This window comes from Gluconobacter sp. Dm-44, assembly GCF_018256175.1.
GTDB classification, from domain to species: Bacteria; Pseudomonadota; Alphaproteobacteria; order Acetobacterales; family Acetobacteraceae; genus Gluconobacter; species Gluconobacter cadivus.
In genome coordinates, this window is sequence record NZ_JAERLZ010000012.1 from 1 (window position 1) to 11,307 (window position 11,307).

General features: G+C 52.0%; 9 protein-coding genes. 7 read left to right on the forward strand and 2 right to left on the reverse strand.

Annotation, left to right across the window (positions count from 1 at the left end; genetic code table 11):
* The first annotated feature begins 488 nt into the window (after window positions 1-488).
* Together JK213_RS12665 and JK213_RS12670 are read left to right on the forward strand one after the other, a co-directional pair.
* On the forward strand, window positions 489-1,049 hold the full coding sequence (locus JK213_RS12665) for a hypothetical protein (RefSeq protein WP_194262220.1): 561 nt from the start codon (window positions 489-491) through the stop codon (window positions 1,047-1,049).
* Between the two features lie 391 nt (window positions 1,050-1,440).
* A complete protein-coding gene (locus JK213_RS12670; protein WP_194262221.1) occupies window positions 1,441-1,995 on the forward strand; it encodes a DUF4145 domain-containing protein in 555 nt (184 codons plus the stop codon).
* Between the two features lie 302 nt (window positions 1,996-2,297).
* On the opposite strand, the gene JK213_RS12675 is transcribed toward JK213_RS12670, so the two are convergent.
* Window positions 2,298-4,553 (reverse strand): hypothetical protein, encoded by a 2,256-nt coding sequence (locus JK213_RS12675; RefSeq protein WP_194262222.1) that lies wholly within the window; start codon window positions 4,551-4,553, stop codon window positions 2,298-2,300.
* A gap of 135 nt (window positions 4,554-4,688) precedes the next feature.
* Here JK213_RS12675 and JK213_RS12680 point away from each other — a divergent pair, with 135 nt between their 5' ends.
* The 5 genes from JK213_RS12680 to JK213_RS12700 all read left to right on the forward strand — a co-directional run bounded on the left by JK213_RS12680 (window position 4,689) and on the right by JK213_RS12700 (window position 9,403).
* Window positions 4,689-5,081: a hypothetical protein gene (locus JK213_RS12680; protein ID WP_228125460.1), complete on the forward strand. Its 393-nt coding sequence runs from the start codon at window positions 4,689-4,691 to the stop codon at window positions 5,079-5,081.
* Window positions 5,082-5,594: 513 nt separating this feature from the next.
* Window positions 5,595-6,449: a hypothetical protein gene (locus tag JK213_RS12685; RefSeq protein WP_194262223.1), complete on the forward strand. Its 855-nt coding sequence runs from the start codon at window positions 5,595-5,597 to the stop codon at window positions 6,447-6,449.
* 293 nt (window positions 6,450-6,742) lie between these two features.
* Entirely contained in the window at window positions 6,743-6,913 is a 171-nt protein-coding gene (locus JK213_RS12690; RefSeq protein ID WP_194262224.1) for a hypothetical protein, read from the forward strand.
* Window positions 6,914-7,010: 97 nt separating this feature from the next.
* The gene (locus JK213_RS12695) at window positions 7,011-8,555 is read left to right on the forward strand and encodes an AAA family ATPase (protein ID WP_194262225.1); all 1,545 of its coding nucleotides are present in this window, start codon (window positions 7,011-7,013) and stop codon (window positions 8,553-8,555) included.
* Window positions 8,555-9,403, forward strand: a complete 849-nt coding sequence (locus JK213_RS12700; RefSeq protein ID WP_194262226.1) for an HNH endonuclease — start codon at window positions 8,555-8,557, stop codon at window positions 9,401-9,403. The genes JK213_RS12695 and JK213_RS12700 overlap by 1 nt, the downstream gene beginning before the upstream one ends.
* Before the next feature lie 334 nt (window positions 9,404-9,737).
* On the opposite strand, the gene JK213_RS12705 is transcribed toward JK213_RS12700, so the two are convergent.
* A complete protein-coding gene (locus tag JK213_RS12705; RefSeq protein ID WP_194262227.1) occupies window positions 9,738-10,967 on the reverse strand; it encodes a phospholipase D-like domain-containing protein in 1,230 nt (409 codons plus the stop codon).
* Between the last annotated feature and the right edge of the window lie 340 nt (window positions 10,968-11,307).

An 11,307-nucleotide genomic window follows, 5' to 3' on the forward strand; every position in this document is an offset into this window, starting at 1 on the left:
AGGCCTACCCTCCATCGGTAAGCCTGTGAATCACAACCTCTCGCTCAGTTCAATAAATTAATAGGTCCTGAGCCTAGTGGAGAACGCATTGCCAGTGCCGACACTGAACACCGGCGCGTCAGCTTTGGGGGTGGATTGCAGTCTGTCTGCTTTGCAGGACACATATTCAGAAGCGGACCCGTCTAACAATCTCGACGCGGTTCAGCCTCGTATCGGCGGCAGGAAGCAACAATGGGCCGGTTAGATGGCAAAATTGGAAACGGGTTACCAGTGATTAGATTGCGCCTACTCCCGCCGTTCCCAGTCTTGGCTCAGGCGCTCCGGAGCGGACATTGCCAATACAGGAAAGTTTTGAGTTGAGCGAAGCGCCGCTGCGCTCCTTTTGGTAGTCGTTGCTCTCCTCCGAATACTGCCTGTTTTTTATTGACCGTAACGTCATTACACCGTACCGTCATTACGGTGAAACGCGCTTACGGAGGCTTATTGCCATGGCTGATCAAACAGTTGTCGCCCGTTTGAAGCGACAGCGCGAGTTGCGCGCCGCTGAAGGGTGGCGCGAAGTGAAAGTTTGGGTGCCTACCGAACAAGATGCTGAAGACATTCGTAAACTCGCCGAGGAGCGTCGTGCCAAAGCCGAAGCACTTCATGGCCTTTCTAAAGAGGTTCCCACTGTGACTCCCGAACTAGAAGACCGCATCGCCAAAGCAATTGCAGAACACGGTTCCGCTGCGTACACGACCTCGACCGGGGCAGTCCTTGATCTTATGACCCATTTGGCTGAAGAAAATGATCTACTTGGTTTTTCGCGGGCCGTCATCGTCTTGGCCCGCGCCAAACCTGCTAATGCCCATTTCGTAACAGAGGCCGTTCCAGGAAAAATCACCAACTTCCTCATAAGTCACCGTCACGTTGACCCCTCACGCCTAGTGAGTTGGACCACTCAAAATCGGGGATGGGCAGATAGTTTGAAGAGCGCCGTGCGCGAACCGGAACGGTTCGCACAAGTTGTCGAGACAATGGCGGTTTCTATCAATGAGCCCGAAGATTGATTCTTGGTGATATCAGACAGCGGACGTACACCGCTCACGGCCACTAGTAAGAAGAATATGATGAAATCTGAAGTGATCGTGCAAGGAAAGATAAAGATCCATTTTAGATCACTTCGCACTCCACAAAAAGATTTCTGAGAAAATATAGAGGTTAATTTTCGTATCGATCCTACGAACAGGCACGTTCCTAGCACCCTAAAAGGCTGGGGATTTCTTGCTTAATTGAACCTAAATTCTTAGCTGACCTCTCGTGAGCAGGAGCATCAACTCCACCTGCCGACATGAAAGTCATGTTTGATGCTGAGTGGTTCGCTGTTTGGTTCTTTGTAATCGACGATGCTACGTGTAAATTTTGAATTTTAACAAGCGATAAGCGAATAGGATAGGTAGAATGGCTTTCGACGGAACACGAAAAGCACTTAAACGTCTGGCAAATACTAACCCTATTGACCTTGGTGCGAGTCACATAGTTAGTAATCTGAAAAATGAAAGCGACAGAAGTGTCATTGTTCTCCTCGGAAGTATAATTGAGGATTGTCTTAAGAGAAGAATAGAGGAAAAACTAACTGGTCTAGCAGGAGAAAAAGACTCATTTTTTGATTTTAACGGTGTTGCCGGCACGTTTTCATCCAAAATAATGCTAGCTAAGGCTCTGGAGATTATCGACCCTAATACAAGAAATCGGCTCGATCTTCTAAGAGAGATGCGTAATTGTAGCGCCCATGCTACAGAAAATGTGACCTTTTCGAAGCAAGAAATGCTTGATGCGGCAATCCTATTCGCGCCAGACGAAGCTCAAAACGCTATGAAGGGAATGGAAACACAAAATTTACGTAATAGCTTTATTTTGATATGCACAGCCATGATCGCCCAAATCGATGGTGATGGTGGCACCGATGCAATGGAACAAGCAATTTCGATGATTAAGGTGGCTGGAACGCCATGAATTTCATGCATATCCGTGTTTCTTATGTCAGCTATGTGAAAAGCGATTAAACATCAAGAATGTCCAATATGAAGGCGAAGGCGGCAGGTCCGCTTACGCCTTCATCCCAGACATCCGCTCAGCCATAGCCCGTTCCGCAAAGCAGACATGGAAACAGGCCGCTCAGGAATAGGTCCCTGCCAATCCCGGGGTGGCTCAAGCATTAGTACGTGATGTTAGGGAGTGAGCCCGCCCCGGTAGTGGCTACTGCACCGATCGAAGCTGTTGTCTCGGCGGAGGCTGGCGCGCAAGATGCAGTATGATTACTCATCGACATCCCGGAACAGATCGGCGGAATTAGTTGTAGGCGCTTTCGGCGAGCTAGAGGAATATGACGTGCTTTCCGGCTCCTCGTATTCCTGCTCCATCGCTCGAACGGCTCTACGCACGAACGTGTTTAATGCAAGTAAAGGGGCTGGCTCCTTTTCGCCTGGGGCAATTAGCTCACAAAGAGTTCTCATGGAGCTTTCCAGTTCGGCAAACTGGTCGTCTGGCGCTAGCTCTCCATCCCACGCCGAACGTACCTGATCCACATATTCATCAATACGGGGGATAACCTCTTCGAAGGCAAGGAGTATGTAGTTCTCCATTTCTTGTAGTGTCAGAACCTCCCGCAGGTAGGCAACTTCCAAGAACGTTGCATCGGCATGCTCGACCAGAGCCTCCCTGACGGAGTTTACGAAGTTCAAGCGCAGCTCTTCGGGAAGTATTTTTTGTCGGTGCAATGCTGCAAATAATGTGGAATCGGAATCTCCCTTTATCGGAGCACAGAAATGGCTCATTCCTGACAGCAGGTCCGGACGCTGATCCAGTATAATTTTGCTGAACACTGCATTGGATCGGTAGGATAGGAAGAGTTTCAGCTGATGCCGATCCATTTTGACGATCCTGCTCGCGAGCAAATCATTGAAGGTGGTGCAAACGACGAGCGAGCCTTGGATTGTCACTCCAGCACAAACCACTTCGTAAACTATCGATTCCGGCCGTGCGCCGCGCAGGTAGAGTTCGACCAACTCGGGACTGGTAGCAAGATATTTTGAGAATGCATCGCTGACGGTGGGGTGCTTGTAGGACCAGTAAGGCCCGTTCTCATCCTGCGCGAGCAGGAGCAGGCTGCCGTCAAGGGCGTCGAGTTGATCGCGGACCAACGAAGGTGCGACCCCGAATGCATCAGCGCCAGATGATAGCTCCTTGGCCGATACGGGTGATCTGATCTTGCCGCCGTTGAGAAAAACGACCGCGATGGCAGCGCGACATTCGGGTGCCAATCCTGTGATGATGCCCTGCATAAAGGCGAGCGGTTCAGCGAAAAACTTGTGCAGGATATTCGGCTCTGGTGATAGTTCGGCTGCGAAAAAAATCGATCCCAAGCGCCTCGCTGTTTCGGGCAAGAAATCTTTGCGCTCAGCGAGCGCTGGTAAAAACGGTTTGATCTTGCCGCGAAATTTGGCGGGTTGATCACCCATTTTGATGTGGTTGTATAAGATTTGCGCACGCTCTGAGGCAGATATTTTTTGAACGTCGATCACCACCTGGCTTTTATTCAGCACGGGGAGAGCACTCAATTTGAGATCGTTTTTGGCGGCTCGCCATATGTAGTCACGCGAGGTGATAAGGAACCTCGTTCCCTTCTTCATTGCGCTATGCATGAAGGGGAATATCTGATTCCACTCTTCAGCAGTTTGCTTTTGATATTGGGTGTTTCCCCAAGCGTCATCGATCCAGAAGAACTGATCGCCTTTGGGACTAAGATGCTTTTGAATATCGGTGGGTGATGTCGCTCTGATCGTATTACACTGCCAACGATCGGCTGCGCCGACGGCAATGCTAGCCCCGATGGTAGACTTTCCGGCGGCGGGAGCGCCAAGTAAGAGGACCAGATTATGTTCGCTGATCGCGCGAACGCTTTTTGTGTGTGGAGCCGTCACAACAAGGCGCTGTAGGTCATCACCCATGGCGCTGAGTATCAACTGTGCCTGTTCGTAGGCGCGGCCATCTAGCAGATCGTGAAGATCGCCCATCCCATAGAGGCGGGGGACGAGCATACGTAGTTTTGCAGATGCTCGAATTTGGCCGGTAATCCAATCCGCGCCGAACACACGACAACAGCCCACACCAGCCTTCTCAAATGCCGCTTTTATCTGAAGTTCGCTCTGCCCTGTGACGGGATGATTGGTCAGGATGATGTAATCTTGGGCGAGACCCTTTGCCGCCAAAAACGTCGCCTTCGTCAGTTCGTCCCTAAGTGAAGATACCGTGAGGTTCGACGATGGCTTGGAAGTGAATTTGCACTGGATCGTCGATTGCCCTGATTGCGGACTACCATCCTCCCAACGTCCTACAAAAGCGCCGTCACGGCCTGCGTCGTTGGTCGGCAGGAAGCTTTGAACGGGGCGTTGCAAGCAAACCTCGGCCACGCTGACACATAGGTCCTGAAACGCCTTCCACCCTAATAGATGGAGCGGATAAGGGGCGAGTGCTTCGATCAACGTTTGTGTTTGTGCAGTCAATTCGTTCACTCGGTAACATTACCAGAACAAAAAAAATGAGGAAGCCTTCGCTATCTTGCGATCCAGCGGTCGTCATTCATCGAACTGACCGAGTGCGACAGGAAGCGCGTCGAGCTGAAGTCACAATTCGGAACACCGAACATAATGGAATGGTTTACCATGTTTTCACCGTCAAACTTTTCGCACAGTAATATTCGAGATGAGTTTCCACGGTTGTCTGATATAGGTGCAGGCCCTCTGGGCGAGGACGCTGACATGTATGGCGACACCCTGAATGAAGCTATCCAGGAGGGACCAAACCGGCATGACCTGCGGTTCAACCTAGAGGCGATCCAGGAACTGCAAAATCTCCTGTCGTTTACTGACGAGCAGATCGACCGTATTACCCAAACTTGGGTCTTGCTCTCGATCGACCCGATCGCAGATGATTCCGAGGCGACATTCAAAGGTCGGTATCCGACATACCGGGCGTTTTGGGAGGCAGTCCTGCATGCTTTCAAGAACGATCCCAGAGTTCAGGAGCATATGGGAACCTAACCTCAGTCCATGATCAAGCGATGTCGGCTAACCAAATTCAAAATTCCGAAACCAGACATTCTGCTTTCCCTTACTAATTCGCCTGTCTGCTCAAGGGAATCAGAGCAGACAGGCCGCAGCCGCCTTCATTTCAGACATTCAATCGAGCTTCATTGCATTCTAAAATCAGACATAGCCTGAAGGCATCCTACCCAATCTGTTTGGAAGATCACGCTAGCATGGCGAACGAAGCACTCTACCGGCAGGTCGATCACGTGGTTCCATCCACATTTTCAACGATTGGTATGAGAATATCGAGATACTATCGGACTGGGTCTACAAGGCGATAGTCGACGGAAGTGAAGAAGCTTATCGCGGATTGCCCTTTGGAAATGTTCCGATCATCAAAGCCTCTCTTAGTGCTACGAGCGACCACGAATGTCGTCTGCCATGTTGTCAAACAAGGGCCCGGTGTTTGACAACTGTAATGCAGCATCTCAACATCTGAGCCCAATCCAAGACGGGAAGCGAGCTATGGGCGAATTCAATCCGATGACCATCGTGGCTGCAGCGGAGGTGATATCGGACACCCATTCCCACAGCGACATCAATGTCTTGGAGGTGCAATGGGCCATCTCCGATCGGGGAGGCGGCAGCAGCAAGTCGGCTCGGGTATCGAATTTGGCAAAGGCTGCTTTAAGCGGCGGACCTCCTGTTCATACCGAGGCGGGTCTTGTAACCCTCGAACGCGCGCTGGTGGAAACTGCACTTTCGTATTCATCACGGGTTCAGAACGAGACCTCTTGGCGAAGACTGAAGGCCGGCCTCCGCCAAGACGGATTCGAGGTCCTCGAACGCCCCATGGATGAGAACCACAGCGGATGGGTGCTACAGACGAAACAACCAGATGTTACACTGATCAGAATGCTACCTTCCGATGTCCCCGGGCTGGATATGAGGGAAGCGGAAAGTGAAGTCGTTCAGTTGCTGCGAAAGCATGGTCTGGTTGTAGCGGACGGCCACTTATCCCGCGCCGTTTCTGCGTTCCAGCGCGGAGAATGGTCCGGTGCAAACGGCGAGCTCCGGAATTTTCTCGAAAGCTACCTGAACGAGATCGCGATCAAATTTGGCTGCGATCAAATGGCGGACAGTCGACAGAAGCGGGACTTCCTAGGCTCGGGCGTAAAACCGCCTTTTCTGCTTACTGAATACAACGAGTGGAATGCGGGCGGTCAGAAAACCCCCTTCGTACAGGCCTTGTTGAGTCGACTTCATCCGCACGGGGGACATCCCGGATTGTCGGAGGAGGAGGACGCCACTTTCAGGCTTCAGATTAATCTGGTCACAGCCAGACTGTTTCTGCGACGTCTAGACCGTGGTTCTTACTGACGAGGATACCCCATGCGACCCGCCGCCAAAATTCGCCGTAGAATGAAGTGCCAATTGAATTCGGGGGCCGACTGATTGCGGTCCGTGCCCTGCTGCCCGGAAACGTTCAGGCAGCAATCGCCCTCATGCAAGATATGCGACATCACGATTTGATACCCGCATAGTGGATAATAGGGGAATGTTGAGAAACCGGTACTTTCCCTAACCACGTCGCAAAAGCGCATCAGAGACTATCCGAAGTCCATTCGTCGAGTTATCATTCACGTCAAGTTTTCAACGTCCCGGTTGTGTCAATGAAACAGCAGATCGGCTACGAATGGGACTTCACGGAGGACCCGCATCTGGACTTGCCGCGCGATACGCTTCAGGAGGCGGATGGCATGCATGTCATCTACGAAGAACGCAGCGTGTGCGAGAAGCTGCTCGAGCGGCTCCAAACCCAAGTTACGGGAAAAGCACCATGATACGGTGTATCTCGCACAACGTTTTGCAATATCGGGTTCGTAACTCCGAGTTTCTTGTAAGCTTTCGTGCTTTTTTCTCGGGATTTCGGGGATTTTGATGACGTATTTCCGCGTCCTGCCAGTTGGTACACGACCATCCGCTCAAGCGCGAAATCGCGCCTATTTGCTGACGGATGACTGGGACGATTGGTTTAAATTTTCTACCCTCTATACGCTCGTTATCTATGATGAGGATGGCGAGCGCCACAGCATCGGTGGAGTAAAGATCGGCCAGTTCGCAATGGCGGATGACCAGCGTCGTCCGAATATTCCCAATGATTTCGACGAGCTTGATGATCGTTTTTTTTCACTCGGCCAAGATGACAGCTACTATGACGCGCTCAATAAAATTGGATCAGAAATTCGCGATCGCGTTCTTAGTGGGCTTCGGGATGTCGCAAATGACCCTGCCTTGTTTGATCGTGCGCTCGGTGAAAAAGTTACCGGAACATCTTTGCTGCGATCAGTTGATCGATCTACCGTAACTGGTCAATTCCATCGGATCGCACAAGGCGGTGCCCGGCTAACTAACTATGAGTTTAGTTATACAGCTCGGAGACGGTCACGCCGCATCGGGCCAATGAGCCTCGCTTTTACGGTCGCACCGGAATCTTATCCTCCCACCAACGTGCATGTCTTGATCGGACGTAACGGAGTGGGTAAGACTACATTGCTTAACGATATGACACGGGCGATCGTTGACCGAGATGCAGAGGCGAATGAAGTCGGTGCTTTTACTACTGATCTTAACGAAGAACTATTCACCAGTCTCGTCTCTGTAACGTTTAGTGCTTTCGATCCGTTTGAACCTCTCCCCAATCGGCAGGATAAGTCTCAGGGCGTCCGATATGCTTATATTGGGCTGAAACTGATAGGGAAAGATAAGGAGGGCAAGCCGAAACCTCCCAAAAATCCTGATGCACTATCTGTCGATTTCGTCAGCAGCGTGCTGATTTGTCGGCAAAGTGGGAAAGTCTCTCGCTGGGAACGAGCACTCAATATGTTGCAGGCTGATCCGATTTTTCGTGACGCGAATGTTTCGGCTCTCGCACGTTCAGATATGGACGCAGACGAACTAAAATCCGCAGCACGTAAGCTTTTCAGGAATCTCAGCTCAGGTCACAAGATCGTTCTTTTAACAATCACACGTTTGGTTGAGACCGTTGAAGAAAAGACTCTTGTTCTGCTGGATGAGCCTGAAGCGCATTTACATCCGCCGTTGCTTTCAGCTTTTGTAAGAGCATTATCAGATTTGTTAATAAACCGGAACGGAGTTGCTATTATCGCTACACACTCGCCGGTAGTGCTGCAGGAAGTGCCGACTAGTTGTGTTTGGATGGTGCGCCGGACAGGCTTGCGCTCGGTGGCCGAGAGACCCGAGATCCAAACGTTCGGTGAAAACGTTGGTCTGCTAACGCGCGAGGTATTCGGGCTGGAAGTTACTCAGTCAGGTTTTCATAAGATGCTTCGGGAGGCGGTGGCCGAACTCCCCAACTATAACAGTGTGGTGCGCCGTTTCGACGGCGAACTTGGAGACGAAGCGCGGGCAATTGTGCAGGGGCTTTTGGCGGCACGCGGCGATCTTGAGGACGATGATTTCTAATGTGGTCACTGAAGCGCCCGGCTTTATCGGCCCTGTCTACCTTCAGTACTTGCATAAGCAGAGTGCGCAATCCGGGACTTGCCGACCGTCTTGCTCTTGCTAAGCCTGCAATTGTAGTCGCCTCGACACAATTCGATAAAGCCGCACGCGTTCATGCGCTTCATAGTATCGCTACCCATGATGTCGTCGCACCAGACATCACTGTAAGCGAAATGGAGAAGGTCTACACGCAGCGTATGGCAAAGAACGGCTCACCCGGACGCGACACCTACGACGAGATACTTGCTTCGGCACCGGGCGGGCGTTGCCCGTTATGCATGCAGCGCTCTGCGGCAACGCTCGATCATCATTTGCCAAAAGCACACTATCCCGCATTGGCGGTTGCCCCGCTCAACCTGATCCCGGCCTGCTCCGACTGCAATAAGGCAAAGTTAGACGCCGTGCCAGTTATGGCTGAGGATGTACCACTTCATCCGTATTATGATGACCTTGGGAAGGAGGTTTGGCTTACCGCGACAGTAGTTGAACGGCAGCCGACCGCCCTGAAATTTGCTATTGCTCGGTCGAATGCGTGGGACGATACGCTGTATGCGCGGGTTAACAATCATTTCCGCTCACTCGGTCTAGCTGCACTCTTCGCGTCTGAAGCTGCGGAAGAGCTTCTTAATATCCGGCACCAACTTCAGATCTTGCGAGACGCCGAGCCAATGGACGGGGTGCGTGACGAGCTTGAACGGCGTGCCCAAAGCTGCGCGGCTGCTCGGGTCAATAGTTGGAGAACGGCTGCATATCGGGCATGGAGCGATAGTGATTGGTTTTGTGAGGGTGGTTTTTTGCCCGGAGGCTAAAACGAAGTCATCGCGTTTAGATGTAAGCGGTGAATTATCTACCCTATTTGGAGAAAATAAGGGTCGGTTTTGGTCCGTATGAATGTCTGGTAATTTGAGTTCTACGCCAAAACCAGTCCTTCTGCTCTCCTCCCCCCTTAATCGCCGGCCTGCTCAATGAATTTGAAGCAGACGGGCGACAGTCGCCTTCAATAGGCTTCTATTTAACCTTCCGCATAGCGGACTGGATCGACTCAGTGCTTAGTGCCTAAGTGGAGTTCAGGAATCGGACACAGACAGAGTTTTAGTGAGAAATAGACGATTATGCTATGCTGGTCGTGACCAGCGGACACGTTCAAGCGCTCTCTTTCTGCCCGCGACCGTCTTTCACTTTCCAATAGATCCAGTTTAGAAAGGCATCGGTTTCGGAGAAATTTGCTCCCCCAATCCGTCTGCCGAGCGCGTGTATTGTAACGCAGAGCTTCTCGTATCGTGGCGGGGAGATGGCCCGGAAATTTGGGTGCGTCGGGGCTGTGATGCCGAGTGCGTTCAGCGCACCCACGGTGTTCCCGTTATAGACCGCATAGTGGTCGGGCGCGAAGGTACAGAGGATCTCGGTTGCCATGTTGAGGCCGACCCCTGGGATTGGTTCCCCTGCCTTGCGTATGACATCATAGCCATCACGCGGCGGCATGGCGGCTGCTGATCGACCGACGACGAATAAGTCAATGACCTCCTTTGGGTGGTCGAGGGCCTCGCTGCCGCGCCGGTGGATATCGCCAGAACCCCAGAGGTGTCGGCCGCCATTGCTGGTCATAAGGTCGCGGAAGTGCGCTTGGAATGTCGCTTTCGTCGTTGCGTTGAGCCGGGTCCCCGCAAGGGCAGCGATGGCAGTCTGGACGCGAAGCGCGTCGACGCGCCGTTGCTTGCGTTCCGTTAGGTCTGACATCGCCTTAGCATCCGCTCGATAGAGCCGATACCAATTCTCGATGACGCGGAGATCGAATGCGGAAGGGAGTGCGTTGTCCCTCGCTTTCTCATACTTTTTACGCTCACGCGCATCGATTGCGTGACTGGAAGCATATTGCTCAAGAACAAGAGAGTCCAACTCTTGGAATCGCGGTGATTTTCTGTAGCGATCAAAGGTGGCTATCAACTGGGTTGTGAGCGGGTCATCGACGCTATGGTCCACGCACAGCGAAAGCTCCTCGTTGGTGCTGAGCGCACCACCCGTAAGGTTCGCCGAGCCGATCAGGCTACGATACTGGTCGCCCCGTCGCGACACATACGCCTTTGGGTGAAAAGTCGCGGTCGCACGGTCGGCAACACGAATCTTGCAGGCTCGGTGACGGTCTTTCAACGCCAAGAAGCTTTCGAGCGCGGCTGGGTCCGTAAGGAAGAAGTCTGTTCCGATAAAGAGCTCGACGTTCGCGCCCATTGCGAGGCGCTTTTCTAGCAGCGGTGCAATGAGATCAGCGCCTGCGCGCTTCAGGAACGCCACTGCGATGAAAATCTCGTCGGCGTTTTTGATGATGTCCGGGATAAATACTGAGTGATCGGCCTTTCCCGTGTTCGCGACGAGCATTCATTCCCTTTCTTCATAAGCAAGGGATACTAATCGTCGTGCGAACCAATCCCCTACACGGGTTGTAGCGGATTGATCCGTTGTATGGATACCGGAATATTTTGATACCTCGAAAAATGACGACCTTTAAGTCGCAGATATGGCCGAGGTGATGATGTCATAGAATAGTCGGTAGCTTCCATTTTGACCGGACGGTTCTCGGAGCTGAAATGAATAACCGGGCTCGATCGTAAGTCGTCATGAGCGTGAACGCTGCAAATGGCTTGTTTCGGTCATCCCTTCCCAATAACCGACCTTCTGTTCACCCCCTAAACAGTCTATCTGCTCAACGAATGGCAGC